The following is a 24373-nucleotide window of genomic DNA, read 5'->3' as shown; positions in this document are numbered from 1 at the left end:
TCGAATCCGCCCGGTGTTGACAGATGCCGCCAACACCCAGCGACACAACGGAGGTCTCAGTGCCTTTACCTGCTGACAGTCACGTGCACAGTGAGTGGTCGTGGGACACGGCGGTCGGCGACATGGAACAGACCTGCGTCCGAGCCGTAGAGCTCGATCTTCCGGCGGTCGCTTTCACCGAGCACCTGGACCACACCGTGTGGCGTGTCGCGCTGGAAGGCCCGTACGTCATGGACAACCTCACCCAGCTCGCCGACGCTGACGGGCTGTTGACGCCGCCCGCCTTTGATGCCGCCGGCTATCTGCAGGCGATCGAGCGCTGCCGGGAGAAGTTCCCGCAGCTGCGCGTCCTCAGTGGTCTGGAGCTGGGGGAGCCGCACCGCCACGCCGATCAGATCGCGCGGGTGCTGGCCGCGGGCCGGTTCGACCGGTTGCTCGGCTCGCTGCACACCCTGCCGGATCAAGGCGTCTTCGCCGAGCCCTGGGGCATCTTCCCGCACCGGGACCCGCACGACGTGGTGCGGGCCTATCTCGCCGAGGTCGCCGCGATGGTGTCGACCGGCGGGACGTTCTCCGTGCTGGCCCACATCGACTATCCGGTCCGCTTCTGGCCGGCCGGGCATGCCGGCCCTTTCGACCCCGCCGCCTTCGAGGACGAGTTCCGGCATGCGCTGCGGCTGACCGCGCAGTCCGGCCGGGCGCTGGAGGTCAACACCCGGCTGCCGCTGCACGCGACGGTGCTGACCTGGTGGCATGAGGAGGGCGGCGACGCCATCACCTTCGGCAGTGACGCCCACCTGCCGGCCTTGGTCGGACACGGCTTCGCCGAGGCCGCGCAGATGGCCGAGGCGCACGGCTTCAGACCCGGTGAGGGCCCCCACAGCTTGTGGGGACGGATCGATTGAGCGACACAGGGGGCGACGCGGCTCAGGCCGCCGGATGTCCCTGGGCCTCGGCGGAGAGGTCCTGCCAGTCGGCCCAGGTCTTGAGCCGGTCGGCGTACACCTGCTGCACCAGCGGGTAGAAGCCCTGGCCGAACAGCACCCGCAGCGGCGGGTGGTCGGAATCGACGATCTTGAGCAGTGCCTGGGCCGCGGCGGCCGGGTCGCCGGCCGGCTGGTTGCCCACCAGCGCGGCCAGGTGCCGGCGGAGATTGTGGTACGCAGGGTGGGCCCGGGCCATGTGACCGTTGGCCAGCGGATTCGGGTTCTTACCACCCCGGGTGGCGAAGCCGCCGGGCTCGATGATGGTCACCTTGACGCCGAAGTCCGCGACCTCGCCGGCGAGTGCCTCGTTCAAGCCCTCGAGGGCCCACTTGGACGCGTGGTAGGCACCGCCGAGCGGCATCGCGATGACCCCGGCCGCCGAGGACAGCTGGATGATGTGCCCCGAGCGCTGCTCGCGCAGGTACGGCAGCACGGCCTGGATCACCCACACCGCCCCGAACAGATTGGTCTCCAGCTGCTCCCGCAGTTCCTGCCCGGACAGCTCCTCGACGGCGCCGACCTGGGCGTAGCCGGCGTTGTTGACGATGACGTCGAGCCGGCCGAAGTGCTCTACTGCCCGCCGTACAGTCGAGAAGACCGCCGCCCTGTCGGTCACGTCCATCTCGAGCGGCAGGATCGCGTCGCCGTAGGCGGCGACCAGGTCATCCAGGCTTGCGGTGCTCCGGGCGGTGGCGGCGACCCGGTCGCCGCGGGACAGCGCGGCCGCGACGAACTCGCGGCCGAGGCCGCGGGACGAGCCGGTGACGAACCAGACCTGCTCATGGTGTTCCTTTCCTTCCGGTACGGCTTCGCACGGCGGTTCACCAGCCGACGGGGCCGAGGCGGTCGACGAAGATCCCGGTCGGCCCGTCGGCGTCGACGGTGGCGAGCCGGATGATCGAGTCGGTACCCTCGGTGACGGTCAGCTGGCCGGTGTGCCGGTTCATGTCGGTGGCCGCGAACTTGTGGTTGGCGATCTCGCCCGGGGTGGCGACGTTGAACTTGATGGCCGGCAGCGCCTGGGCGTACCGGAGGGTGATCATGTGCAGGGCCGCCTTCGACGAGCTGTAGGCGAGCTCGTGCATCTTCGAGACCGGCTGGTCCGGGTCGGTGACCACGGCGAAGGAACCGCCGCCGCTGCCCACCATCACCACGCGCGGGTTTTCGGCCGCCTGGAGCAGCGGAAGAACGGCGTGCGTGACCCTGATGGGGCCGTACACATTGGTCTCGTAGACGGCGTGGATCTCCTCGACCGTCGCGTCCGCGGGCGGAACCACGTGCCCCGGTGCGCCCGCGTTGTTGATGAGCACGTCCAGCCGGTCGGTGTGCTTGCGGACGACCCGTACGGCGTCGGCCACCGACTCGTCCGACGTGACGTCCAGCGGCACCATGACCACATAGGCGCCGCCGGCGGTCAGCTTGTCGGCGGCCGCTTGTCCGCGTCCCGGATCACGCGAGCCGAGGAAGACCGTCCAGCCTTGCTCGCCGAGCCGCCGGGCCGCTTCGTAACCCAGTCCCTTGTTGCCTCCGGTGATCAGCACCGAGGTCTTTCCCTTAGCTGTCATGCCATCCGTGACGAGAGGCAGCACCGGGTTGTAACAAGGTGTGGGCCGCCTCACGCACCGGCCCGGTAGGACAGGTACGTGACGGAGAGGAGCAGGGGACCCCACAACAGCGCCGGCAGGTAGCAGCTCACCATCAGCACCCACCACCCGGTGCCGCCGGTGAACCCCTCGACCGGGGCGACGAACAGCCGGCCCACCGCGAAGGTCCAGATGACGGTCAGCAGGATGCCGCCCACGGTCGCCGGCACGATCACCGCCGCCGGTGGAATCCGGCGGCCACCGAGCCACGGCACCCAGGCGGGCACGATCTTTCCCCACGGGCGGACGAGGCCGATGGTCAGCAACGCCAGCGCTTCGGTGAGCACGGTGAGGAAGAAGACCCACGCCGAGCCCCAGCCGGGGATGTCACTCGCCTCCAGCGCGGCCGGGCTGAATCCCATGCCGAACCCGAACCCCAGCACGGTCCGCCACACCCCCGACGGCAGGACGGTGAGCGGTACGAGGTGAGCGAGGATCACGGCAGTGCGGGTCACGGGCTCTCGCTGAGTCATCTGGCCCGGCCTGGTGCGGTCGTGATCAGACGCCATCCGTCGGTCCCGCCCCGTACCCGGGGAGTCCAGCCGCTCGCCTCCTGCAGCTTCCGGCTGCGGACGCGCTGGGAGCGGCTCAGGGGTTCCAGCTCGGGCGGGATCTCGTCCACCGCCGGCCGCAGTGCGTCGCGTCCGACGACGGCGGCCAGCGCGGCGTCGATCTCGGCACGGGTGGGCGGATCGTCGTCGGTCACGTTGTAGGTGCCCGCGGGCGCGATCAGCGCTGCGGCGACCGCGGTGCCGGCGTCGTCGAGCCAGAGGGTCGGCTGGTACGCGTTCCGCCGGCCGACGCTGGGGGAGATACCCCGGCGCGCGTTCTCGATGTCGGCCCGGGAGAGGTGGCTGTCCGGCCCGATGAACATGCCGAAGCGCAGGATGACTGTGTCCCCGGCGAAGAGCTGCGTGGCGTTGTTCTCGGCCGCGAGTGCCGCGGTGGTCGTGCCGCCGCCGGTCACCGGCGCGTCCTCGTCCACCCAGGCGTCGCCGCCGTCGGCATAGAGGAACGCGAGCGATTCCTGGAGCAGGCGCCCGGCACCCGCCGCCTGCGCCGCGCGGGCTGTCACGGCCGACGCCTCCCGGCGCAGGCGATCGTTCTCGTCCCAGGCACCGGGCAGCGCCATCCGGTCGGCCGGCGGAACGTGGGTGAGGAGGTTGATGACGATGTCCGCGCCGGCGAACGCGGACTCCAGTGCGGGCTGGTTGAAGACCTCTGCTTCGACGGCGCCGGCCCCGAGACCCTCGAGCAGCGATCGGCCGCGGGCCGATCGCGTGACGCCGGTGACGCGGTGGCCCCTGGCCAGCAGTTCCCGTACGGCACGCCGGCCGACAACGCCGGTGGCTCCGGTAATCACGATGTTTGGCATGTCCCCTTGACGAGGCGCCCGGGAAAATCGTCACAAGCCGGCCGGAATGTGTTGCCGGTCACCTGCTGTCACGTTTCGCCGGCCGGAATCGACCAGTGGTTACGACACCAGGTGGAAGGAAGAAACGATGCGCGTAGCAGTGGCCGGAGCAACCGGCCGGATCGGTTCCCTGACGGTGGCAGCCCTCGAACGCGACGGGCACGAGGTCCGGCGGATGAGCCGCGCCGAGGGGGTGGACGTCCGCACCGGAAGCGGACTGGAAGCGGTGTTGACCGGCGTGGACGCGGTGATCGACACGTTGAGCAGCACCGCCCCTGACCGGGCCGAGACCGTCGGCTTCTTCACGGCGACCACCAGGAACCTGCTGGAGGCCGGAGAGCGAGCAGGCGTACGGCACCACGTGGCGCTGAGCATCGTGGGCGTGCACAAGGTCGAGGGGAACGCGCACTACGCCGGCAAGCGGGCGCAGGAGGCCGCCGTGGAGGCGGGTCCGGTCCCGTTCACGATCGTCCCCGCGACCCAGTTCCACGACTTCCCGGCCATGGTCGCGTCCTGGTTCGAGCAGGACGGGGCGGCCCTGATCCCGCCCCTGCTGCTTCAGCCGATCGCACCCGAGGACGTGGCCGACGTGCTGGCCCGGGTCGCCGTCGGACAGCCGCAGGGCCGGCACCGTGACATCGCCGGCCCCGACACCCAGGACCTGGTCGACATGGCCCGGCGCACGCACATCGCGCAGGGCAAGACGGTCCGTCTCGTGCCGACCTGGCACAACGGCGTGTTCGACCAGTCCATGGCGGGCGACGTCCTGCTGCCCGGCCCCGACGCCGAGATCACGCCGACCAGCTTCGAGGACTGGCTCGCCGCCCTGGACGCGTGATCCGGCGCTTCCGCGTCGGTTACTTCCGCCTCCCGGTTCGCGTCATGTCCATGACGCGAACCGCCGAGAGGAAGGCGAAGACCATGACCGGTACGGGCCCCGACGAGATGGAGTCGGTGACCGGCCCGGCCCGGCTCGCTCCCCTCAACCTGCCCCGGCCGACCGCGGAAGGTCCATGGACGCGAGGCGCTCAGGGTCGGTGACGGACACCATCTCGATGATGCGACCGTCGGCCACGGTGCACGCCATGACACCCAGCGGCTTGCCGTTGCGGTCCGAGACCACAAAACCCGGCTCGCCGTTGACCAGCACCGGGTAGGTGCTCACCTGCGCCTTGACCCCGTGCTGGGCCCGGGCGGCGACCTCGGTCGCGCCCTGCCTGACGACAACCCCCCGACCGGTGTACGCGCGCCACGTCACGTCCGGGTCCAGCACCCGCAGCAGCCCGTCGAAATCGCCGTTCCGGGACGCCGCGATGAACGCGTCGACCACCGCGCGCTGTCTCTTCGGCTCGTCGGCGGCGTGGGGCCTGTCCTGCACCTTGCGGCGGGCCCGATGGGCGAGCATCTTCGTGGCGTCGGGCGACCGGCCGACGATCGGGGCGATGTCCTGGAACGGCACCGCGAACATGTAGTGCAGGACGAAGGCGAGCCGCTCGGCCGGGCGGAGCGTGTCGAGCACCACCATCAGCGCCAGCCCCACCGCGTCGGTGAGCAGCGCGTTGTCCTCGGGCGTATCGCCTGGGTCGGCGGCCACGATCAGTTCGGGCAGCTGGTCGGACGGCGCCTCCGGGCGAACTCTGCGGGAGCGCAGGACGTCGATGCAGACCCGGCCGACCACGGTGGTCAGCCAGCCGGCGAGGTTGTCGATGGCGTCAGTTTCCTGGCGGGCCAGCCGCAGCCAGGCCTCCTGCACCGCGTCCTCGGCGTCCGCCCGGGACCCGAGCATCCGGTAGGCCACCGTGACCAGCCGCTCACGCTGCGCCTCGAAGGCCCGCGCGACGGCTTCGTGCGCGTTCGATCCGGTCATGTAGACACCTTCCTCCAGCGCGTTCCGTCATGGACATGACGAGTGGCGGAGGACCGAGGTAACCGGTGGAGGGCAGAAGGGTCCGGCTGATTCTGGTTGGATGGGTTCCCGGAGGACCTGGGGGTGCGCCGGATCGATCAGTGCAGCACCCGGCCGCCGGCGGGAACTCGCACGCCGGCGGCCGGGCCTTCCTGATCTGCGCCCCCGTTCGTCGACCTCGCAGATAAGGAAAGTTGAGATCAGCATGAGCCCCTGCGGAGCCGGTGCCCCGCGCGTGACTGCGCCCGACTTTCTGGCCCTGGGCGTAACCGCAGGTTACGGGCGTACCGTGCGGAGTCCTGTGCAGGACTTCCCACCTGAGCACGTGACGGCATGAGTGGTCCGGTGTCCGCGAAGCGGGAGCTGAGGGACCGCTTCGCCGAGCTCTACCAGGCCGCCGGCAAGCCGCTGTACGCGACGGTGGCCAGGCACACCCGGTTCAACCTCGAGGAGGCCGGGGCGCCGGCCGCGAACATCGACAAACAGCGGGTCTCGAGCTGGCTCTCCGCGGCCGGCCCGATGACCCCGGACACCTTCGCCAAGCTGCAGGCGTTCGTTGCCGCCCTCACCGAACTGATCGGGAAGCGGCAGGCCACCGCGCCGGCCTGGAGCGAGCAGGACTGGCGGGCATTGTGGGAGCGGGCCCGCCGGCGCCAGCAAGCCGAGCCGGGCGCGTACCCGGGTCGTCGCCGGGCCGGTGACCGGCCGCCGGAGCGGGCCCGCTGGGTCCTCCCGCCGGACACGCTGGCCTTCACCGGCCGCACGGCCGAGCTCGACCAGATCACCGCGGCCGCCACCGGCGGCGTGGTGTCGATCCACGCGATCGACGGGATGCCCGGCGTCGGCAAGACGGCGCTCGCCGTGCACGCGGCCCACCTGCTCGCCGACCGCTTCCCGGGCGGCCGGATCTTCCTCGACCTGCACGCGCACACGCCCGGCCAGCAGCCGGCCGATCCGGCCGACGCGCTGGCCACCCTGCTGACCGCCGACGGGGTCGACCCGCGGTACGTGCCGGAGTCGTTGGACGGCCGGGCCGCGCTGTGGCGGGACCGGTCGGCGGCCAAGCGGATCCTGCTGGTGATCGACAATGCGGCCGGCAGCGACCAGGTCAATCCGCTGCTGCCCGGCAATCCGGAGTGCGCCGTGCTGGTCACCAGCCGGCGCCGGCTCGGCGACCTGCCCGGGCGGACCCGCCACCTCGCGCTGGGCCTGTTGCCGCTGGAGCAGGCGCGGACGATGTTCCTGCACCAGGCACCGCGGGCCGGCACCGAGCCGCTCGCCGCGGTCGACGAGGTGGTCACGCTGGCCGGCCGGCTGCCGCTGGCGATCTCCCTGCTGGCGAAGGTCTACACCGCGCACGCCACCTGGACGCCGGCCGACCTGCGGGCCGAGATCAAGGCCCGGCTGCTGACGCTGACCGCCGAGCACGCCACCGTCGCGGCCGCCTTCGACCTGTCCTACGACACTCTGCCGGCCGACCGGCAGGACTTCCTGCTGCACCTGGCGCTGCATCCGGGCATCGACGTCGACCCGTACGCGGCCGCCGTGCTCGCCGGCTGTGCGCCCGACGAGGCCGTGGACCAGCTCGACGCGCTGCACCGGGAGAACCTGCTCATCGAGGTCGGCTATCGCCGGTACGGGCTGCACGACCTGATCCGCAGCTACGCGAGGGCCCGCTCCGGTGACCTGCCGGAGCCGGAGCGGCGGGACACGCGGGACAGGGTGCTGGACTACTACCAGCACACCGCCACGGTCGCCGGTGGCCACCTGCTGCCGTACACCCAGCCCCGGCCGGCCGGGATCACCGTGACCTGGGCCGGACCCGAGCTGACGGGCAGCGTACGGGCGCTGAGCTGGGCCCGGGCCGAGCGGGCCAACCTGCTGGCCGCCCTGGCCGGCGCCCGGGCCGAGGATCCGGACCGCTTCGTCGGGCTGGCCGCCGGCCTGACCGGTCTGCTGCGGATGGACGGCCCCTGGGCCGACGCCCTGGCGATGCACCAGGCCGCGGCGACCGTCGCGCGGGACCGCGACGATCCCTGGGCGCAGGCGTACGCCCTGGTCTGTCTCGCGGACACGCAGCGCCTGCGCAGCGACTACGACAGCGCCGTCGAGGCCCTGCCGCGCGCCCTCGACCTCTACCGCCGCCTGGGCTCCCGGGGCGGCGAGGCCAACGCCCTGCTGCAAATCGGCATGGTGCGGTACTCCGTCGGCGATCACCCGAGCGCGGTGACGCCGCTCCAGGACGCCCTCGACCGCTACGTCGAGCTGGACGACCGCCGCGGCGAGGCCAACGCGCTGCTGCAACTGGGCATCGTGCGGTACATGGGCTCCGACCTGTCCGGTGCGGTCGAGCTGCTGAACCGGTCGCTGCGCCGCTCGCGCGAGCTGAACGACCTGCCGGGAACGTCGTCGGTGCTGACGGTCCTGGGTTACGTGCACCGGATCCGCGGCGATTACCCGGCCGCCGAGGCCGCGCTGACCGAGGCGCTGCCGCAATGCCGCGAGCTGGGCGACCGGCTCCGGGAGTCGAGTGCGCTCAACCACCTGGGCGCCGTGCTGCACCGCACCGGGGACCGGGCCGGCGCGGCGGAGGCGCTCGCCCTCGCCGTCGAGCGCAGCCGGGAGGTCGGCAGCCGGCTCGGCGTGGCCACGGGGCTGGTCTTCCTCGGCACCCTGCGGCGCGAGAACGGCGACCCCGCGGCCGCGATCGAGACCCTGACGGAGGCCATCGACCTGGTCCGCGACCTCGGCGTACGCGGCGGCGAGGCGGAGGCGCTCAACGAGCTGGGGGCCGCGTACCGGGATCTCGGTGAGCTGGACCGGGCCGCCGAGCATCACCGGCAGGCGCTCGGCCTGGCCCAGGAGATCGACAGTGCCATCGACGAGGCCCAGTCGTACGCCGGGCTGGGCCGCACCGAGCTGGCGGCGGACCGGCCGGCCGCGGCGGCGGAGCACCTGCGCACCGCACTCGCCCTGTTCACCAAGGTCGGCACGGGCGAGGCCGCGGAGGTGGCCGCCGAGCTCGAACGGCTCGACCCCCGATAACGCCGACGCCCGGGCCGGCCCCGATGGAGGGCGACCCGGGCGTCGGATCACATCACGAGGCGGTGCAGGTGGGTGACACGCCGACGGCGCTGCCGGAGCCCTGGAAGCCGAACTCCACCGACTGTCCGGCGGCGACCCGCCCGTTGTAGCTCACGTTGGAGAACTGCACGGCGCCGCTGGTGCCGGAGTTGGTGGCGTTCCAGCCGCTGGTCACGGTGGCGCCGCTGGGCAGGTTCAGGCCGACGGTCCAGCCGTTGATCGGCGCGGACCCGGCGGTGACGCGCACGGTGGCGACGAACCCGCCGTTCCAGGAGTTGAGCGACACCGCGGCCGAGCATCCGGCCGGAACCGGGGGCGAGCTGGCCGAGGCCGACGGCGAGACCGGCGGCACCGGCGGCGAGGAGACCGGCGGCGAGGAGACCGGCGGTGAGCTGGGCGGGGTCGTGGTGCCCCGGCCCTTGTTGAGCTCTTCGAGGACGGCCGTGTAGGCGGCCTTCTTCTGGTAGTTGCCGTTGCTCCCGGTGAACAGCAGGCCGCGCTCGGAGGCGCGCCACGACTCACTGTCGGCGATGCCCCAGACCGTGATGCCGGTGCACCGCGTGACGTTCAGGCAGGCCCGGACGACCTTGCGGTAGTTCTCCGCCTGTCCCTGACCGATGTCGTTGTTGCTGAGGTCGTCGTCGATGTCCAGCTCGGTGAGCTGCACCTCGACGCCGAGGTCGGCGAAGCGCTGGATGTTGGCCTGCAGGTCGGCGGTGATGATGCTGTTCGGGTTGTCGTTGAAGTGGCTCTGGAACCCGACGCAGTCGATCAGCCTGTTCGACCCCTGGCCGTACGCCCGGACGATGTCGTACAGCGCGTCGGCCTTCCTGTTCCGGCCGCCGCCCTGGACCGTCAGGCCCTCGACGTCGTAGTCGTTGATGCAGAGCTTGGTGCTCAGCCCGTTCTGCTGGACGACCTGCTTGGCCCGGGTGAAGGAGTCCCGGATGTAGTCGGTGTCGGTCGCGTCGAAGTAGTCGCCGTCGCCATTGGCGTCGCGGTCCAGGGTGTGCGGCCACTGGCTGCGGCGCGTCCCGGCGTTGTTGTCGGCCAGCGACTCGTTCACGACGTCCCAGTAGGCGATCTTGCTGCCCCAGCGCGTCAGCGCGTTACCGATGTACGTGTTCAGCGTCGACTGGTTGGCGCCCTGCAACTGCCCGGCCTGCGAGTACCAGACCATGGTGTGGCCGCGTACCACCATGTTGTTGGACTGCGCGAAGTTGACCAGCGTGTCCGCGTTGCCGGTGTTGCGCAGCGTGCCGTTCGCGTTGGCGATCGCGTCCGGCTTCATGTCGTTCTCGGGGGTGAGCTGGAAACTTCCGGACATTCGACGGTCGCTCGACCGGGTGAGCGCAGCGCGGGACAGCCGTCCATCCGGGACATTCCTCCCTACGGTGACCTTCTTGTCCCGTGCCGAGGAGATGCCGTGAAACGTCGTTACCTGGCGGTCGCCGTGATCGCTGCGATCAGCGCCACCGCCGGCCAGATCCCTGCATCGGATCCGGCCGCGGCGACGACCCCCGACGCCTGGGGGCAGGCCGCAGCCCACGCGACGGGCGACTACTACAACCCGGGTGAGACCCGGCTGACCCCCGCGACCGCCGGCAAGCTCAAGCCACGCTGGAACGTCCCGCTGGCCACCGCGACGTGCGCTGCCCCGGCCGCGCCCCTGGTCGGCGCAAATCGGCTGGTCACCGCGGCGGCGTACCGGATCAGCGGTCATGACGCGACCACGGGCGCGCTGGCCTGGCGGACACCGGCCACCACCAGGAAGACGAGCATCAGCCTCGCCGCGATCGTGGGGACCAGGCTCGTCGCCCAGTCCCGGGACTGCCGGTCCGGCAAGACCTATCTGAGCGCCCACGACGTGGCCACCGGCAAGGTCCTTTACCGCAAGCGGATCCCGGAAACCATGTACGGCCTGCTCGTCGACAAGGGCATCGTGGTCGGCAGCGTGTGGGACGCGCCGATCAGCAAATACGGCATCCGGGCGTACCGCATCGCCGACGGCTCGCGGGTATGGGCCCGGCCGGGCTCGATCGCCGGGGAGACAGTGGCCGCCGGCGGCAAGATCCTGGTGGTCGGCGACGACTCGACCGCCGCGGTCGACGTCACAACCGGCAAAGCGGTGTGGCCGGCCGACGCCGGTTGTCACACCCCGATCGGCGCGTCACCCGACGGCTCGACGTTCTACATGCGATGCGGGCCGGACGAGCGGATCCGCAGCGTCAACGCGGCCACGGGGGCCGTGCTGAAGACCTTCCCGGACCACGGCGGAACCTTCGGATTCGCCACTGATGGTGAACGGATCTACCTGCACACCTTCGCCGGCGAACTGATCGCCGTCGACGCGAACGACGGTCGCAGGGTCTGGATCGCCACCTTCACCGAGGACGCGCCCATCACGTTCGCGGTCGGTGGGGGAGTGGTGTACGGCTGGCGGGACACCGGTCACCCACTGGCGGCGTTCGAGACGCGTACCGGAAAACCGATCACGCTGGACGCGAAAACCTCGGCATTGCAGGGCGCACCGATGGTGGCCAACGGCCGGCTGTACGGCCGGACCGGGTCGACGGTGACCGCGTACGCGCCCTGAGTCAACGGCCTGCGGCCGCCATGACCGTGTAGGCCTCGCCGTCCACCGCGATCGGGTAGCCGAAGTAGGTGTAGCCGATGTTGTAGAGGGTGCCCTGCTCCCCGGCGGCGGTCTCGTCGGTGAAGGTGATCCGCAGCGTGGCCGTGTACGAGTCGCCGGGCTGCAGGCTCGGGTTGCCGTCGGTGTACCACCAGTAGTAGCTGTTGCTCGGGCCTGACACGGGGGTCCACTGGTCGCCGTCGAGGCGTTCGACGAGGACCTGCTCGTTGCCGGCGCGGTTGAGCGCCAGGCCGGGGCGCAGAATCGAGTACGCCAGCGGCGTCGTGTTGGTGAGCGACATCGTCACGACGGTGGGCGTGCCGACCTCGAGCTCGCCGGACCAGCCGGTGATGTCGGCCCGCGGCTCGACCAGGGCGATCCGGTCGGCCCTGCGGTCGATCGCGAACACGAAGCCGTCGCCGTCCAGCGCCTCGGTGGCGACCCGGACCGTCATCTTGTCGACGTGCGGGGCGCTGTCGGTGGGCCGGGTCGAGATGCGCAGCCGGATGGTGGCGGTGGCGTCCGCCTCGACTGCGGTCAGCGCGGGCGTGGTGGCCACCAGGGCATCACCGCGAACCTCATAGGTCAGCGGGCGATACTGCGCGCCGAACTGATAGCTGAGCACCAGCGTCTGGTCGAGCGGCCGCAGCGCGCTGCCGGTGACCGGCGTGATGGTCATCCGCAGCCCGACAGTCGACCGCGCGGTGCCGCCGGTGTTGACGACTTCGACCGGAACCTCGGCGGCGGTGAGCCCGGCGCCGACGACGGCCGGCGGGGCGAAGGAGACGTGCGGAGACGCGGCCGCGGCGGCCGGAGTGACGGGCAGCGCCACGGCGCCGGCCAGCAGCAGGGACGTCGTGGTGGCGCGCAGGACGGCCAGACGCATGTCGCAATACCCCCGTGTCGTGACAGATCTCCGGGACACCATAATGGCTTTGGTCGATACGTGCGCTCCCGTCGGGTCAGGGCGTGCTCTGCATGTCACCGAGGAGTTGGCGAGCGCCTTGACGGACGGTGGCCCAGTCGGTCGCCGGCGTGCGGCCGAGATTCCTGTTGAGCCACTGTGCGCGGCCTTGGTGTTCCTGCTGCAGGGTGTCGAGGTCAAGATCGACTCCGGGTGGTCCGCCGCGGCGTTGGAGCTCTTGAACCCGCTGGTGCATGGCGGTCATCAGCTCACGATCGAGCGTTCGCACCGCGTCGACGTAGGCCTCCGTCGGGACACTGAGCCGCTGGGTGAGGCCGATCTCGCCGTCGTCAACGTGCTTCCGGTCCACGGTGATCTCGTCGCGGTCGCCGTCGACAGTTCGCCAGAGCCGCAGATGGGGAGGGTTGCGCAGGTAACCGAAGTCGAGGTGGTGCCCGCTGTGCCAGTCCGCGGCGGTGACCACCGGGTGATCGGGGCCGTCGTCTGCCTCGGGGATGAGATCAAGCGGATCACACGCCCACTGCGCCGAATCGGTGGCGATGAAGGACTGCAGGTCGACGGGCACCACCTCCAGAACGTCGGGGGTCAGGACATTGACGTCCTCCCAGAGCCGGGCCAGGTAGTAGTCGACGTACGGATGCGGCTGCCCGCCGACCTCCAGCCAGTACCGGCCTTCCGTGAGCCCGAACCAGTGCAGCGACGGCCGGTCGCCGCCCCACGGCGACACCTCGTCCAGCGGGCACAGACGGAAACCGAACCTGATCATCGGACGAGTCTGCCGGACGCCCAGCTCCGGGTGGACCGTGGCCTCCCGTACCGCTGACACAATGGTCGTTTCGGCGCGCAGGGCGGAAAGGGCGTGACGTCGTGGCTTACGGAGTGGTGCTGAGGCCGGACGCGGAGACCTCGCGGTCGCTGATCGAGCTGTCGCACGTGATCGGGGACGGTCACGAGCCGCTCATGCTGCTCGGAGAGAAGGCACCCCCGCACGTCTCCGTCCTGCACGTGGACTGCGCCGAGGACCAGGCGGCGGGGATCGTCGCGGCTACCGCATCCCATCGGGGCCGGATCTTCCCGGCGACCATCATCGGCCTGCTGTACTCGGTGATTCCCCCTGGCGACTACTACGCCCCGACCGGCGGCTACTACTTCGGCCTGGAGATGGTCCGGAGTCCGGAACTGGACGCCCTGCACCAGGAGTTCCTGGGTCTCGGCCATCCGCCGTTGGGTCTGGTGGACCGGGACTACCGCCCCCACATCACCCTGGGCATGACCGCCGGGCCACCTTCGCAGCCGCCGTTCTCGAAGATTCCCACCGGGGTCATCCGGCTGACGATGTCCAGCGGCCCGGTAGGGCCTTTCGGGACCTTTCCTGACCTCGTCGAATAGCCGAGCCGAGCGTTATCCTGCTCGGCGTGGACCGGTGCGAGGAGTGCGGTTTCGCCTACACCACCGTTTCGGCGGCGGACCTGCCGCCCCGGCTGAAGGCGGCGGGCCCCCGGTTTGTCGCGGCCCTCGCCACGATCGACGATCCTCGTCGCCGTCCCGCCCCGTCTGTCTGGTCGCCGCTGGAGTACACCTGCCACGTCCGCGATGTCCTGCGCGTACAAGGTGAACGGCTGGCTCTTGCCCTGCGGACCGACGATCCGGAGATCGTGCCGATGGGCCGTGAAGAGCGCGTGACGCTGGACGCCTACAACACTCAGGACCCGCCGACCGTGCTGGCGGAACTGTCGGAGGCCGCGAGCCGGTTGGCGCGCGACTTCGACGCCCTGAGCCCACCGCAGTGGAGTCGTACTGCTGTCTACAACTGGCCGACGGTCGAGTCACGGACGATCCTGTGGCTCGGCCGGCACACCGTCCACGAGGTGGAACACCACCTGATGGACCTGACGGGCTGACCCCGCGACCATCAGGACGCGACCGGCGCGTTCTGGCTCACCCAGCGCCGGGTGCCCGGGCAGCCGTTGCCGCACTACCAGCACGGCAACGACAGCGGCTGGGACAACGCGACCACCTTCGACGCGGGCCGCGTACTGGAGACCGCCGATCTCACGGCGTTCCTGATCATTCAGCTGCGGGAGCTGAGCGGGCCCGCCGGGGGCCGGTCTGCGCGATCGGGCGTACAACTGGACCGCCGCCGTGTACCTGATCCTCGCCGCTCGGATGACCTAGCCGGCCGCTGCGGCACGCTGGTAGCGCTCGGCCAGCTTGCCCAGGACGGCCACCAGCTCGGGCGCGTCGGTCACGGTGAAATCGGCGTCGAGCATGCCCAGATAGAGCGCGAGCATCTCGGGGTGGTCCGCGCCCGGCGAGAAGGCGCACCGCTGGTTGCCGAGTTCCTCTATGTCCACCGGGATCGGCAGGCGGCTGCGGACGTGCCCCGCCGACGCCTCGACGACCACCCGAGCCCGGTACCGCCATGTCGCCTCGCCCACCCCGCGCGAGATCCGGGCCATGAGCTCCGGGTCCGGCGGCAGCGGCCGCGGCGGGAAACGCGGCCCGGTCGGCGTACGGGGATCCCTGCTGACCGAGGCCGAGCGCCTCACCGCGTTTCTGTCACCCGGCACGACCTGCGACATCGTGGTCGAGGCCGGCTGATGACGCCTGCCTGAGCAGCGCTTCGGCCTTCGCCTTGAGCAGCGGTACGGACGCCGCATCCGACGTGGACAGCAGAGTGTGCAACAGGGCCGTGGCACCGGGGGAGTCGCCGCCGGCCAGCAGCGCTTCGGCCAGCCGCAGATTCGCGAGGAAAACCCCGCGGGGGTCGCCCGCCTCGACCATGCGCCGCAGCGCCTCGCGCGCGTCGCTCATGGCGGCGGGCAGGTCGCCGCGCGCGCGTCGCAACCGGCTGTGGTGCACGAGCAGCCAGCCGATGCCGTGGGCGTTGTCGACGGCGTCGGTCACCTCGCGGGCCTGCGCGTACGTCGCGTCGGCCAGGTCCAGCTTCCCGAGCGAGATCGCGCAGTCCAGCTTGCGGACGAGCAGGGCGCGATGGCTGTCGTTGTTCCACAGCGCCTGAGTGTGGGCCAGAGCCCGCTCCAGCAGCGGCAGAGCCTCGGCCGGCCGGTCCTGCAGGACCAGTGTGTCGGCGTGGGTGCGCAGAGCCAGCACGATGTCGTCCGGGTCGCCGGTCGCGTACGCGATCGCGGTTGCCTCCTCCGCGTGCGCGAGGGCCGGCCGCCCCTGGAACATCCGGGCGAACGCGAGGCCGGTGAGGCTGTGCACGAGTTCGTGGCTCAGTCCCAGGCGGCGGAACACAGCGACCGATTCCTCGAACTCCACGGCGGCCTCGTCGAGGCTGAGGGACAGCAGGACATCCGCCCGGCTGCTCGCCTGCCGGCTGGCCACCCGTTCGTCCCCGGCCGTACGGGCGGCGTCCCGGACGGCCGCGCGGACCTGGACGATCTGTTCGTAGCCGCCGCGGATGGACAGGGGTGGAATGGTCAGGTCGGCCAGCAGCGCCGCCTTGTCGTAGCTGCCCAGCACGCACGCCTGCGTGATGGCGTACAGCAGCTGAGCCCGCTCGGTCTGCAACCACGCGCCCGGGTCGGCGGTCAGGGCCGCGAGATCCACCGGCGCCGCGGCGATGCCGTCCGGCAGCGGGTCGGGTGGCAGCCCGTCCTTGCGGTCCACCCGTACGTGCACGTGGTGCGCCAGCACCAGGAACGTGTCCAGCAGCCGCCGGTACGCGGCCCGCGTCACCTCCCGGTCCTCGCCGCAGGCCAGCTCCCGGGCGAACAGCGCGACCAGGTCGTGCGGCCGGTACCGCAGCTGCCCGGTCAGGTCCAGGCCGACCGGCTCGAGAAGCCCGGCCGCCATGAGCTGCTCGACGGCGCGTTCGCCGTCGCCGCCGTCGAGGACCGCGCCGAGCGTCCAGGCGGCGAAGGACTCGGCCGGCAGCAGACCCATCCGGCGCAATGCCAGCTGAACCGGGGCGGCCAGCCCGCCGTAGCCGACCGCCAGTTCGGACCGGACGGCCAGGTCCCCCACGGACAGCTCGTCGAGGCGCCGGCGCTCGTCCCGCAGCCGATCCGCCAGCGCGCGGAGTTGCAGGGTGGGCCGGGGCTGGAGCCGGGCGCCGATGATGCGCACCGCGAGCGGGAGTCGGCCGCACAGGTCCACCAGCTCCTCCGCTGCCGGCCGCTCGCCGGCGACGCGGTCCGGATCGAGGATCTCATCGAGCAGCGAGACCCCCTCCGCCACCGAGAACGGCTGCAGGCGGTGGTGATCGGCGGCGGGGAGCTCGTCCAGTGACCGCCGGCTGGTGATGAGGACGGCGGAGCCGGCGGTTCCGGGCAGCAGCGGCGTCACCTGTCCGGCGTCGGCGGCGTCGTCGAGCACGATCAGGACCCGGCGGTCGGCCACCCGTGCGCGGAACGTCGCCGCCCGCGCCGGCACCGAGCGCGGTTGAGTGCCAGGGAGCAGCCCGAGCGCGTAAAGCAGCTCGCCGAGCACCTCGGAGACGTCCCGAGGAGCCGCACCGCCACCGCCGAGGTTGACGTAGAGCTGGCCGTCCGGGAAACGGTCCCGGACGCGGTGCGCGACCTGCACGGCGAGCGCGGACTTGCCCACGCCGGCCACCCCGCTCACCACGACGATCGGCAACCGGGCCGGCTCGCCGCCGCTGGTCAGCGAGCCGGCGATGGTGGCCACCTGATCGGCCCGGCCGACGAAGTCGCCGATCGCCGGCGGCAGCTGGCACAGCGCCGTCGGGCTCGGCGCGGCGCTGCCGGGGGCGTCGTCGTCGAGCGACTCGCCGAGCAGGATCGCCTGGTGCACAGCGCGCAGCTCGGGCCCCGGATCCAGGCCCAGCTCGGTGCGCAGCAGCGCCGCGACGTCCCGGTAGACCTTCAGGGCTTCGGCCTGCCGTCCCGACCGGTAGAGCGCCCGCATGAGGTGGGCCCGCAGCCCTTCCTGGAACGGGTACGCCGCGACGAGCGCTCGCAGCTCCTCGACGACCGCCCGGTGGTGCCCGAGCGCCAGTTCCAGCGCGAACCGGCGTTCGGCCGTCTCGAGGCACCGCTCCTGCAGCTGCGGCACCTCTTCGCGATGCAGTGCCGCCGATTCCACGTCGGACAGGATCGGACCACGCCACAGCGCGTTCGCCGCCCGCAACGACTCGAGCGCGGCCGCCCGGTCGCCGTGATCCAGGGCCGTGCGTGCGCTTTCCAGCAGCTCGTCGAGCTCTTGTACATCGCCGGAGCCCAGTGGCAGGTCGATGACGTACCCGCCGCTGCGCGTGTGGATGGCGACGTCCGCGCCCAGCTGCCGGCGCAACCGCGCGACGTACGTCTGCAGGGCCGCGCGCGCCTCAGCCGGTGGTTCCTGATCCCACAACCGGTCGATCAGGACGTTCACCGGCACGACCCGGCCCGCGTGCAGCACCAGCGAGGCCAGGATGATCCGGAGCTTCGCCGCGGAGATGACGACGGGCACGCCGTCCCGCTGGATCTCCAGGGTGCCGAGGATGCGGAAATGGATGACAGCCGCCACTGACCCCCCTCAAGCAGGACCCGGGTCCGTCGGCTCCTCGAACAGGGTCAGGTGGATCGTTCCGGGCGCGTCCATCCGGGCGTTGAGCGAGTCCCAGGGCGTACGGGTGGGTGGCGCGACCGGCGTGGCCCCGGCCTCGATCGCGGTGCGGGTGGCCGACTCGCAGTCCTCGACCTCGAGCGCCAGGCGGAACCGGGGTGCGACCCGGCGCCCGACCTCGACATCGTCGATGAGCTCGATCTGCGCGGTGTTCGACAGCTCGAGGGTGGCCCGGCCCGCGTCCAGGATGGTCACCTCGGCGCCGCCTCCACCGGAGTAGGACTCCGCGACCGGCATCCCGAGCGCGTCGCGGAAGAACGTCACCGCCTGCTCGTAGTCCTCCGCGTGGACCACGAGGCGGAGCTGGCGGACCGTCATGCCGGCGCACTCCGCAGCGCGGCCCGGTGGTGCAGATCGCGCATGACGTCGAGCAGTTCGTCGGCCGGCCCGGAGACCGGGATGCCCGTGGTGACCGACTCGATGGGAAGCACGCGTACGGGTCCGGGAGCGAGCCCCCAGCCGGTGCGCCACTCGGTGAGCTGAACCGCGGACACCGCATAGACGATGCGGCCGAGCCCGACCCACGCGTGGGCCGCCGCGCACATCGGGCAGTGCTCACCGGAGGTGTAGACGGTACAGCCGGGCCGGGTCGCCGCGGGCACCTCCGTGGCTGCCCACCGGGCCAGGTCGAACTCCGGGTGTCTGGTCTCGTCCCCGCCGCCGGCGCGGTTGCGCTCCTCCCGTAGCAGCTCTCCATCGGGCCCGACCAGCACGGAACCGAAGGGGTCGTCGCCCGCGTCGAGCGCCTCGCGCGCCAGCTCGGCGCAGCGGCGCAGGTGCACCAGGTCGATGTCGGTCAGCAATTCTGGCCCCCGTTGGTTTCAAACGGAACGGAATGTATTGCTCCCTCGGGCACGCTAGCAGAGCAGCGCAACTTGATCCACTGCTAGCCTCGCCTGATGGCCGAGGAACAAAACCGCAGCTCCCTGAGCGGCCGCCGGGCCGAGGCGCAGCGCAACGACGGGCGCATCCTCGACGCCGCCCGTGCGGTGTTCCTGGCCGATCCGGAGGCGCCGATCGCGAAGGTCGCCGTGCACGCCGGGGTGGGGATCAGCGCTCTGTACCGGCGCTACCCCAGCAAAGAGCATCTCCTGCGAGCGCTGGCCGAGGACGGTCTCAACCGCTACATCGCCGATCTCGAAACGGCGCTGGCCTCCACCGACGCGCCGTGGGACACCTATGTCGCCTGTCTGGAACGCGTCGTCGACGGCCAGAGCCAGGCCCTGGCACAGCGGCTGGCGGGTACGTTCACCCCGACAGCCGAGCTCTCGGCTCTCGCCATCCGGGCCGGCAAGCTGGCCGATACTCTGTTCCAGCGGGTCCGGCGTTCCGGCGAGCTCCGTGGCGACATCTCCGAGGCCGACGTCACGCTGCTGCTGGAGATGATCGCTTTCATCGAGCTCCCCGGCGCCGATGGTGGTGCCGCCCTGCGTCATCGTTACCTCGCTCTGCTCCTGCAAGCTCTGCACGCTCCGGCCGAGGCGGCACTGCCGGGCCGCCCCGCGCGCCAGTCCGACCTGGCCGCCCGCTGGCGGACCGCGGGGACCGTCTGATCGGCGACGCACGGGGCTCCCGGTTCGGCTGCGCTAACGCGTCGGTGTGGGCTCGACCGGGACGTCGTCGTCGTAGTCCGGCGCCTGACCGTCCGGCGACGCCCAGATCACCACGACGCCACCGGCCAGCGGTGCCGTGTCGAAGATGATCCACGAGCCCGGCACCTCGGAGGCGGGAGCCTCCAGCGACTTCGGGCCGACCCGGTAGCTGGCCGTCTGCCCGTTCGCGCTCAGTAGCCGGCGTGCCTCGGACACGGGCTTGCCGACCAGAGCGTCCAGGGACGCCTTCTCCGTGGTGGTGAGGACGGGGGCATCGCCCTCGACGGATTCGCCGGGCAACGGCGTGCGGCCGAAGACGATCCGGGCGTGCCCGCGGTAGGAGAGCGGGACCCGGACGCCGACCGCGCAGTTGCCGTTGGCGGTGCAGTTCCCCGGGGCTTCCACCGGCTCGATCCCGCGGACGTCGTCCTCCTGGAAGACGACCCGGCCGACGCGCCCGGGCTCGGCGGCGGCCAGCGAGAGGTCGATGTCGAGCCCGTGCGCCGCCAGCTCCGCACGGTATCGCTGCGGGTCGGCGGCCGGGTCCTGGATGCGGATCTCCAGGTACTTGTCGCCGGAGGTGATCCGGAGGGTGGCGGCCCGCGCCGGCGTGGGCCCGGTCGGGCTCGACTGGGGCAGCCACAGGCTGACGGCCACCACGGCGGCGGCCAGGCCGGTCACCAGCGACGCACCGATGGCCAGGCGGACACCCCACGGGCGGCGGTGGGCCGACGGCGGCGTGGACATGACGCGGCGCAGCAGGTCGTCGGCGGCCGGGCCGGTCGGGTCGGCCGCGGTGTGCGGGATGTCGAGGTCCGGGGACAGCAGCTGGATCAGTCGATCGGGTTCGGTCATGGCGGGTTCGGTCATGGCGGGTCCTCTACTTCGTGATCGACGGTGACCGCAGCGCCGCGGCGAACCGGGTGCGGGCGCGGTGCAGGCGGATGCGGGCGGCGTTCGCGGAGCAGTCGAGCGCCACGGCAAGCTCCTCCGCGGACAGTCCCTCCCAGGCGACCAGGCGCAGCAGCTCCTGGTCGGCGGGGTGGAGAGTGGCGAAGGCCGCCGAGATCTCGGGAGGTGCCTCGGGCGCGGTGACTATGGCGCCGCCGAGCTCGTGCCGCAGCCGGGCGGCCAGGTCAGCAGTGCGCCGGTCCGCGCGGTACTGGTTGGCCAGCACGTTGCGGGCCACCCCGAACAACCAGGCGCGGCCGTTGCCGGGTGGGAGGTCGTCGAACCGTCGCCACGCGACCAGGAAGGTGTCCGCCACCACGTCGGCGGCCGTCTCCGGCTGACCGGTGCGGCGCAGGGCGTACCGCAGCAGATCCTGGTAACAGGCCCGGTAGAGGCGTTCGAAGTCGGCGGCATCGGATGTGCGGGCCAAGGCGGCTCCCTCAGTCGGTGACACCGGTCAGGTCCTGCCCGGCACCCCGTACATGTCTGTCGCCCCGGCACTATTTCATCGGAACTTCGCCGCCGGGTCGCGTGAGCGGGACGTCAGCGCGGCGACAGCGGGCGCCCGTATGCTTCGCGCGGTCCGACATGAGCCAGGGGCGTCCGGAAGGGGAGCCGCCGTGATCCGCGTGCTGCTTGCCGAGGATGTGCGCATGCTGCGCGAGGCGCTGGTCGGCGTGCTCAACCTGGCCGACGACATCGAGGTCGTGAGTGCGGTCGAGGCCGGCGACGCGATCGTGACCACCGCGCTGCAGGTCCGCCCGGACGTGGCCGTCATCGACATCGAACTGCCCGGCCTGGACGGGATCAGCGCGGCCGCCCAGCTGCACCAGTGGCTGCCGGACTGCAAGACCTTGATCGTGACCGGCGCCGCCCGCCCGGGCAACCTGCGCCGCGCCCTCGCGGCCAAGGTGGCCGGCTTCATGGGCAAGGACGCCTCGCCGGAGGACCTGGTCGCGGCGGTACGCACGGTGGCCGGCGGCGGCAAGGTCCTCGACCCGCAGCTGGCGTTCGCGGCGCTGGACGTGGCCGGCAATCCGTTGAGCGCGCGTGAGTGCGACGTGTTGCGGCTGACCGCATCGGGCGCCGAACCGACCGAGGTCGCCGAGCGGCTGGGCCTGTCGTACGGCACGGTCCGCAACTACCTGGCCGCCGCGGTCACCAAGCTGGGCGCCCGCAACCGGGTCGACGCGATCCGGATCGCCGGCGAGGCCGGCTGGCTGTGAGCCGGGCCGCTACCCGGCCTCGGCGACCACGGCGTCGGGCAACCGCCCTTCGGACCCACCGGTACGGATCTCGGCGACGAGGGTGAACCGGTCGCCCTGACGGTGCACCTCGAGGCGGCCGCCGGCCTCGCGCGCCCGCGACTGGAGGTTCGCCAGTCCGTTGCCTGCCGTAGCGCCCGGCGACGCGGACGAGACGCCGTCGTCGGCGAACGACAGCCCGGCCGGCTCGGCGGTGATGGACCGCAGCGACCGCAACGCCTCCTCGGCGACCTGGCCGGCGTCGTCCAGCCGGCTTCGCGCCGCGCTCGGATCGGTGCCGGTCAGCCGCCCACCGAGCTCGGCCTTGAGCGCGATCGCGGCGAGCTGGAACCCGAGCAGGTCATGGCGCCGGCCCACGACCACGGCCGGCGCACATGGAAGAGCACGACGCCGGCGACCGGGCCCGCGTACGGCAGCGCCGGCACGTTCTCACCCCCGACGACCGTGAACGCGCCGAGCAGCAGGATCTGCAGTCCGAGGGTCCACCGCCACCCCGGCGGCGCGCTGCCGGAGCGAGGCCGGACGTGGTGGAGTTGCAGCAGGCACAGCGGCATGACCAGAGCGATGATGCCGATCAGCCGGGGGGTGGAGACCGGTTCGAGGAAGGACCATGACGCCTGCGTCCGGGCCAGCGTGGTGACGAAGAGGTCGCGCTCCAGCACGGCCACGATCCACCACGCCAGCCAAGGCGCGGCGGCAACCGAGCGCGGGCTGCGTGTGCCGCCGGAACGGTGCGCCTGGACGGGTATCCGTACGTCGATCCCGCTCGTGGTGCCGGGCCCGGGCCCGGCCTGGAGCCGGCCGCCGAGCCGCTCGACCTCCTCGGCGATCCCGTCGGGAGCCGGCCGGCCGGGCTCGCCGCCGGTGAAGCCCACCCGCAGTCACGCCGCGCCGTCCAGCTCGATCCGGCAGCTCAGCGGGGGTGTGGCCGCCGGCCAGCACCTGCCCCGCCGGGGTCGAAGCCGGGGTCGTAACCACCCCAGGGAACGACCTCGAGGATGCGGTACACGCAGGAGAGCGCGACACACAGCACGACCGGGATCGTGGCGAGCCGGATCGGCCTGGACACGGTCACGAACCCGCCCCGACCGGTGTGCAATCTGCAGCCGAATTCGTGCGCCAGACACTACCTCGCAGCACTCGGCTCTGTGACCGTTCATGCAGGCCGAAGACGTTCACAGGGAGGCGATCGCCGTGCCCGATCCGAGCATCACCCCGTTCCGCATCGCGATACCGCAAGCGAGTCTTGACGATCTGGCCGACCGGCTCGCCCGTACCCGCTGGGCCGATGAGCTGCCCGAGAAGGAGGTCGTCGCCGGTGGCGCGGGCACCCCCGCCCCGGCCGGATGGGAGTACGGCGTCCCGGGCTCGTACGTCCGGGACCTGGTCGAGCGCTGGCGCACCTCGTTCGGCTGGCGGGCCCGCGAGGCCGAGCTGAACCAGTACGCGCAGTTCACGACCGAGATCGACGGGCAGCGGATCCACTTCGTGCACGTGCGTTCGGCCCAGCCGGACGCCGTCCCGCTCATCCTGACCCACGGGTGGCCCAACAGCTTCGTGGAGTACCTGGGCCTGGTGGGCCCGCTGACCGATCCGGCCGCGTACGGCCGGGCGGGGGCGCCGGCCTTCCACGTGGTCATCCCGTCGCTGCCCGGCTTCACGTTCTCCGGGCCCACGAGCGAGCACGGCTGGAGCGCGTGGCGGACCGCCGCCGCGTGGGCCGAGCTGATGCGGCGGCTGGGCTACGACCGCTACGGCGCGCACGGCAACGACGCCGGCGCCATCGTCTCGCCGTTGCTCGGTGAGCTGGACCGCGAGCACGTCAGCGGGGTGCACGTCACGCAGCTCTTCTCCTTCCCGCGCGGCGACGAGGGCGAGTTCGACGGGCTCACCGGCGAGGACTTCGGCGCCCTGCGGTTCGGCCAGGCGTTCTCCGAGCACGCCATCCACGACCGGTCCCAGCAGGCCCAGCCGCAGACCCTGGCCCACGCGCTGGCGGACTCGCCGGCCGGGCAGCTGGCCTGGAGCGGTCAGCTGTTCGGCACCGCGCTCAGCCCCGAGGACATCCTGACCAATGTGGCGCTGTACTGGTTCACCAACACCGCCGCCTCGTCGGCCCGGTTCTACTACGAGAACCACCGCGCCGCCCGCAACGCCGATCCCGCCGAGCCCACCACCGTGCCGATCGGCCTGGCTGCCTTCGCCTTCGACTTCCACGCCGTACGCCGGTTCGCCGAACGCGACCACCACAACATCGTCGCCTGGAACACCTACGACCGCGGCGGGCACTGGGCCACGCACGACGCCCCCGACCTGCTCGTCGAGGACATCCGCCAGTTCTTCGCGGCACTCACCTGACCGTCCGGCCCGAGCGCCG

Annotated in this window: 25 protein-coding genes and 1 pseudogene; 9 read left to right on the top strand and 17 right to left on the bottom strand. The window is 71.8% G+C overall.

Going from position 1 to position 24373, the window contains the following annotated elements; genetic code table 11:
- Positions 1 to 59 precede the first annotated feature (59 nt).
- Positions 60 to 905 carry a PHP domain-containing protein gene (locus tag ACZ6S4_RS00240; protein ID WP_465472751.1) on the top strand — a complete coding sequence of 282 codons (846 nt, stop codon included), beginning with the start codon at positions 60 to 62 and terminating at the stop codon, positions 903 to 905.
- Between the two features lie 22 nt (positions 906 to 927).
- Here the strand turns inward: ACZ6S4_RS00240 and ACZ6S4_RS00235 are convergent.
- The 4 genes and pseudogenes from ACZ6S4_RS00235 to ACZ6S4_RS00220 all read right to left on the bottom strand — a co-directional run.
- Positions 928 to 1755 (bottom strand): annotated as a pseudogene (locus ACZ6S4_RS00235) (SDR family NAD(P)-dependent oxidoreductase); the annotation flags it as partial.
- A gap of 52 nt (positions 1756 to 1807) precedes the next feature.
- Positions 1808 to 2551, bottom strand: coding sequence for an SDR family NAD(P)-dependent oxidoreductase (locus tag ACZ6S4_RS00230; protein WP_465472750.1), 744 nt, complete (start codon positions 2549 to 2551; stop codon positions 1808 to 1810).
- 50 nt (positions 2552 to 2601) lie between these two features.
- A complete protein-coding gene (locus ACZ6S4_RS00225; protein ID WP_465472749.1) occupies positions 2602 to 3084 on the bottom strand; it encodes a hypothetical protein in 483 nt (160 codons plus the stop codon).
- Between the two features lie 14 nt (positions 3085 to 3098).
- Positions 3099 to 4004, bottom strand: a complete 906-nt coding sequence (locus ACZ6S4_RS00220) for an NAD-dependent epimerase/dehydratase family protein (protein WP_465472748.1) — start codon at positions 4002 to 4004, stop codon at positions 3099 to 3101.
- A gap of 127 nt (positions 4005 to 4131) precedes the next feature.
- Between ACZ6S4_RS00220 and ACZ6S4_RS00215 the strand changes: the two genes are divergently transcribed.
- Positions 4132 to 4881, top strand: coding sequence for an SDR family oxidoreductase (locus tag ACZ6S4_RS00215; protein WP_465472747.1), 750 nt, complete (start codon positions 4132 to 4134; stop codon positions 4879 to 4881).
- A 144-nt stretch (positions 4882 to 5025) separates the two neighbouring features.
- Here the strand turns inward: ACZ6S4_RS00215 and ACZ6S4_RS00210 are convergent, their stop codons facing one another.
- Positions 5026 to 5910, bottom strand: coding sequence for a sigma-70 family RNA polymerase sigma factor (locus tag ACZ6S4_RS00210; protein WP_465472746.1), 885 nt, complete (start codon positions 5908 to 5910; stop codon positions 5026 to 5028).
- Positions 5911 to 6282: 372 nt separating this feature from the next.
- Between ACZ6S4_RS00210 and ACZ6S4_RS00205 the strand changes: the two genes are divergently transcribed.
- Positions 6283 to 8994, top strand: coding sequence for a tetratricopeptide repeat protein (locus tag ACZ6S4_RS00205; RefSeq protein ID WP_465472745.1), 2712 nt, complete (start codon positions 6283 to 6285; stop codon positions 8992 to 8994).
- A 52-nt stretch (positions 8995 to 9046) separates the two neighbouring features.
- Here the strand turns inward: ACZ6S4_RS00205 and ACZ6S4_RS00200 are convergent, their stop codons facing one another.
- Positions 9047 to 10360 (bottom strand): endo-1,4-beta-xylanase, encoded by a 1314-nt coding sequence (locus tag ACZ6S4_RS00200; protein WP_465472744.1) that lies wholly within the window; start codon positions 10358 to 10360, stop codon positions 9047 to 9049.
- 99 nt (positions 10361 to 10459) lie between these two features.
- On the opposite strand from ACZ6S4_RS00200, the gene ACZ6S4_RS00195 reads away from it, so the two are divergent.
- Positions 10460 to 11629: a PQQ-binding-like beta-propeller repeat protein gene (locus ACZ6S4_RS00195; RefSeq protein WP_465472743.1), complete on the top strand. Its 1170-nt coding sequence runs from the start codon at positions 10460 to 10462 to the stop codon at positions 11627 to 11629.
- 1 nt (position 11630) lies between these two features.
- On the opposite strand, the gene ACZ6S4_RS00190 is transcribed toward ACZ6S4_RS00195, so the two are convergent.
- Both ACZ6S4_RS00190 and ACZ6S4_RS00185 read right to left on the bottom strand, forming a co-directional pair.
- Complete coding sequence (locus ACZ6S4_RS00190) at positions 11631 to 12554, bottom strand: hypothetical protein (RefSeq protein WP_465472742.1); 924 nt, start codon at positions 12552 to 12554, stop codon at positions 11631 to 11633.
- Between the two features lie 76 nt (positions 12555 to 12630).
- Entirely contained in the window at positions 12631 to 13359 is a 729-nt protein-coding gene (locus ACZ6S4_RS00185; RefSeq protein ID WP_465472741.1) for a DUF5984 family protein, read from the bottom strand.
- Between the two features lie 101 nt (positions 13360 to 13460).
- On the opposite strand from ACZ6S4_RS00185, the gene ACZ6S4_RS00180 reads away from it, so the two are divergent.
- Positions 13461 to 13982, top strand: a complete 522-nt coding sequence (locus ACZ6S4_RS00180; RefSeq protein ID WP_465472740.1) for a 2'-5' RNA ligase family protein — start codon at positions 13461 to 13463, stop codon at positions 13980 to 13982.
- Positions 13983 to 14008: 26 nt separating this feature from the next.
- Complete coding sequence (locus tag ACZ6S4_RS00175; protein WP_465472739.1) at positions 14009 to 14494, top strand: DinB family protein; 486 nt, start codon at positions 14009 to 14011, stop codon at positions 14492 to 14494.
- Between the two features lie 270 nt (positions 14495 to 14764).
- On the opposite strand, the gene ACZ6S4_RS00170 is transcribed toward ACZ6S4_RS00175, so the two are convergent.
- The 4 genes from ACZ6S4_RS00170 to ACZ6S4_RS00155 are packed head-to-tail and all read right to left on the bottom strand — an operon-like array spanning position 14765 to position 18991.
- Positions 14765 to 15163, bottom strand: a complete 399-nt coding sequence (locus ACZ6S4_RS00170; RefSeq protein ID WP_465472738.1) for a hypothetical protein — start codon at positions 15161 to 15163, stop codon at positions 14765 to 14767.
- Positions 15153 to 18089, bottom strand: a complete 2937-nt coding sequence (locus tag ACZ6S4_RS00165) for an AfsR/SARP family transcriptional regulator (protein ID WP_465472737.1) — start codon at positions 18087 to 18089, stop codon at positions 15153 to 15155. Before ACZ6S4_RS00165 ends, ACZ6S4_RS00170 begins: the two co-directional genes overlap by 11 nt.
- A gap of 9 nt (positions 18090 to 18098) precedes the next feature.
- Positions 18099 to 18506: a VOC family protein gene (locus tag ACZ6S4_RS00160; RefSeq protein ID WP_465472736.1), complete on the bottom strand. Its 408-nt coding sequence runs from the start codon at positions 18504 to 18506 to the stop codon at positions 18099 to 18101.
- Entirely contained in the window at positions 18503 to 18991 is a 489-nt protein-coding gene (locus ACZ6S4_RS00155; RefSeq protein ID WP_465472735.1) for a nucleoside deaminase, read from the bottom strand. Before ACZ6S4_RS00155 ends, ACZ6S4_RS00160 begins: the two co-directional genes overlap by 4 nt.
- A gap of 96 nt (positions 18992 to 19087) precedes the next feature.
- Here ACZ6S4_RS00155 and ACZ6S4_RS00150 point away from each other — a divergent pair, with 96 nt between their 5' ends.
- Positions 19088 to 19741: a TetR/AcrR family transcriptional regulator gene (locus ACZ6S4_RS00150; RefSeq protein ID WP_465472734.1), complete on the top strand. Its 654-nt coding sequence runs from the start codon at positions 19088 to 19090 to the stop codon at positions 19739 to 19741.
- Positions 19742 to 19774: 33 nt separating this feature from the next.
- On the opposite strand, the gene ACZ6S4_RS00145 is transcribed toward ACZ6S4_RS00150, so the two are convergent.
- Together ACZ6S4_RS00145 and ACZ6S4_RS00140 are read right to left on the bottom strand one after the other, a co-directional pair.
- The gene (locus tag ACZ6S4_RS00145; protein ID WP_465472733.1) at positions 19775 to 20650 is read right to left on the bottom strand and encodes a hypothetical protein; all 876 of its coding nucleotides are present in this window, start codon (positions 20648 to 20650) and stop codon (positions 19775 to 19777) included.
- A gap of 10 nt (positions 20651 to 20660) precedes the next feature.
- Positions 20661 to 21161, bottom strand: a complete 501-nt coding sequence (locus ACZ6S4_RS00140) for an RNA polymerase sigma factor (protein WP_465472732.1) — start codon at positions 21159 to 21161, stop codon at positions 20661 to 20663.
- 190 nt (positions 21162 to 21351) lie between these two features.
- Between ACZ6S4_RS00140 and ACZ6S4_RS00135 the strand changes: the two genes are divergently transcribed.
- Positions 21352 to 21957 carry a response regulator transcription factor gene (locus ACZ6S4_RS00135; protein ID WP_465472731.1) on the top strand — a complete coding sequence of 202 codons (606 nt, stop codon included), beginning with the start codon at positions 21352 to 21354 and terminating at the stop codon, positions 21955 to 21957.
- A gap of 9 nt (positions 21958 to 21966) precedes the next feature.
- On the opposite strand, the gene ACZ6S4_RS00130 is transcribed toward ACZ6S4_RS00135, so the two are convergent.
- From ACZ6S4_RS00130 to ACZ6S4_RS00120, 3 genes are read right to left on the bottom strand one after another with little or no spacing between them, the layout of a single operon-like run.
- Positions 21967 to 22353: a histidine kinase gene (locus tag ACZ6S4_RS00130; RefSeq protein ID WP_465472730.1), complete on the bottom strand. Its 387-nt coding sequence runs from the start codon at positions 22351 to 22353 to the stop codon at positions 21967 to 21969.
- Positions 22278 to 22871 (bottom strand): hypothetical protein, encoded by a 594-nt coding sequence (locus tag ACZ6S4_RS00125; RefSeq protein WP_465472729.1) that lies wholly within the window; start codon positions 22869 to 22871, stop codon positions 22278 to 22280. Before ACZ6S4_RS00125 ends, ACZ6S4_RS00130 begins: the two co-directional genes overlap by 76 nt.
- A gap of 38 nt (positions 22872 to 22909) precedes the next feature.
- Positions 22910 to 23071, bottom strand: a complete 162-nt coding sequence (locus ACZ6S4_RS00120; RefSeq protein ID WP_465472728.1) for a hypothetical protein — start codon at positions 23069 to 23071, stop codon at positions 22910 to 22912.
- A gap of 119 nt (positions 23072 to 23190) precedes the next feature.
- Between ACZ6S4_RS00120 and ACZ6S4_RS00115 the strand changes: the two genes are divergently transcribed.
- Positions 23191 to 24354, top strand: coding sequence for an epoxide hydrolase family protein (locus ACZ6S4_RS00115; RefSeq protein WP_465472727.1), 1164 nt, complete (start codon positions 23191 to 23193; stop codon positions 24352 to 24354).
- The last annotated feature ends 19 nt before the right edge of the window (positions 24355 to 24373 follow it).

This window comes from Actinoplanes sp. NPDC051405 (genome assembly GCF_055586185.1).
The sequence above is the reverse complement of the archived record's forward strand: the minus strand, read 5'-3'. Positions and strand labels throughout refer to the sequence as shown.

Coding starts and splice junctions, on each gene's coding strand:
- ACZ6S4_RS00215 (WP_465472747.1), top strand. CDS start 4,132: ATGCGCGTAGCAGTGGCCGGAGCAACCGGCCGGATCGGTTCCCTGACG.
- ACZ6S4_RS00210 (WP_465472746.1), bottom strand. CDS start 5,910: ATGACCGGATCGAACGCGCACGAAGCCGTCGCGCGGGCCTTCGAGGCG.
- ACZ6S4_RS00150 (WP_465472734.1), top strand. CDS start 19,088: ATGGCCGAGGAACAAAACCGCAGCTCCCTGAGCGGCCGCCGGGCCGAG.
- ACZ6S4_RS00185 (WP_465472741.1), bottom strand. CDS start 13,359: ATGATCAGGTTCGGTTTCCGTCTGTGCCCGCTGGACGAGGTGTCGCCG.
- ACZ6S4_RS00205 (WP_465472745.1), top strand. CDS start 6,283: ATGAGTGGTCCGGTGTCCGCGAAGCGGGAGCTGAGGGACCGCTTCGCC.
- ACZ6S4_RS00160 (WP_465472736.1), bottom strand. CDS start 18,506: ATGACGGTCCGCCAGCTCCGCCTCGTGGTCCACGCGGAGGACTACGAG.
- ACZ6S4_RS00200 (WP_465472744.1), bottom strand. CDS start 10,360: ATGTCCGGAAGTTTCCAGCTCACCCCCGAGAACGACATGAAGCCGGAC.
- ACZ6S4_RS00220 (WP_465472748.1), bottom strand. CDS start 4,004: ATGCCAAACATCGTGATTACCGGAGCCACCGGCGTTGTCGGCCGGCGT.
- ACZ6S4_RS00190 (WP_465472742.1), bottom strand. CDS start 12,554: ATGCGTCTGGCCGTCCTGCGCGCCACCACGACGTCCCTGCTGCTGGCC.
- ACZ6S4_RS00230 (WP_465472750.1), bottom strand. CDS start 2,551: ATGACAGCTAAGGGAAAGACCTCGGTGCTGATCACCGGAGGCAACAAG.
- ACZ6S4_RS00145 (WP_465472733.1), bottom strand. CDS start 20,650: ATGACCGAACCCGCCATGACCGAACCCGATCGACTGATCCAGCTGCTG.